This window comes from Syntrophomonas sp. UBA5494 (genome assembly GCF_002426325.1).
Map to the genome: position 1 here is coordinate 49,085 of NZ_DIPG01000049.1, position 1,210 is coordinate 50,294.

3 protein-coding genes are annotated in these 1,210 nt (G+C 34.5%); all 3 read left to right on the plus strand.

The annotated features are described in order from the left end of the window. A partial coding sequence (locus B3W37_RS05850; RefSeq protein ID WP_483175047.1) for an acetate/propionate family kinase occupies positions 1 to 516 on the plus strand: 516 nt, incomplete at its 5' end. 95 nt (positions 517 to 611) lie between these two features. Next, positions 612 to 1,106: a YceD family protein gene (locus tag B3W37_RS05855; protein ID WP_483175048.1), complete on the plus strand. Its 495-nt coding sequence runs from the start codon at positions 612 to 614 to the stop codon at positions 1,104 to 1,106. Positions 1,107 to 1,118: 12 nt separating this feature from the next. Further along, the coding region (gene rpmF / locus B3W37_RS05860; protein WP_483175051.1) for a 50S ribosomal protein L32 at positions 1,119 to 1,210 on the plus strand (92 nt) is incomplete at its 3' end.

Here is a 1,210-nt window from a genome sequence, read left to right on the forward strand (position 1 = left end):
ATGGGAATGACTCCTCTTGAAGGATTGGTAATGGGTACAAGATGCGGTGATATAGACCCTGCAATAGTAACGTTTTTAATGTGTAAACAAGATATGACGGCTGAACAGGTTGACAATTTAATGAATAAAAAATCCGGAGTTTTAGGTATTTCCGGCGTTTCCAGCGACTTTAGAGACATTGAAGCAGAAGCCGATAAAGGGAATAAGAGGGCCCAATTGGCATTAGATAAATTTGCATATACAGTGAGAAAGTATATAGGCTCTTATGCAGCAGCAATGGGCGGTTTAGATTATTTAGTATTTACTGCCGGCCTTGGCGAAAATTCTGCACCTGCAAGAAAACAAATTTGTGAAGGTTTGGAATTCCTTGGAGTTGAAATAAATGATGAAAAGAATAACATCAGAGGAAAAGAGGCTGAAATTTCTAATGAAGACTCTAAAGTAAAAGTATTTGTTATTCCTACAAATGAAGAAGTAATGATTGCAAGGGATACAAAGGAACTAACAAACAAATAAGGAAGGGTAAATAACACAAGAATATAGAAGAATATAACCTTGACAAATATTTTCTTTTCTCATATAATAAACTCTGCGAATAAAAGGGTGGTATTATGTTGCTTAAAATTAAAAAATTTTTATCGTCTGATGATGTGTCTTTCATTATAAATGAGAACTTTACAATAGATGATGAGGAGCTCTTAGAAGAAACACGTCTTGACAAAAATGTCTTATTAACCGGCGAGATATTCAAAACTGATGACAATGTAACCTTTTCAGGCAAAATAGAATATACTTTAGCCGATGAATGTGCAAGATGTTTAAAAGAATTTGACAAAAAAATTGAAACTAAATTCCAAGCTGACTTAGTACAGAAAGAAGACTTAGAATCTGATGAAATTCAAATGGTTGTAACAGATGGAACGGTAAGAATGGATGAAATAATCAAACAGTTGATTTATTTGTCCTTGCCTATGAAATCATTATGCAAAAAAGACTGTAAAGGCATATGCCCTAATTGCGGAGTAAACTTAAACAATGAAATATGTCAATGCGAAAGCAGCTTAACAGATCCACGATTTGATAAGTTGAGAGACCTGTTGAAATAAGGAGGTGTAAAAATGGCAGTACCTAAGAGAAAAACTTCCAAAGCCAAAAGAGATTCGAGAAGAGCAGCCAATGCAAAGCTGACTGTTCCTAATACTGTGGAATG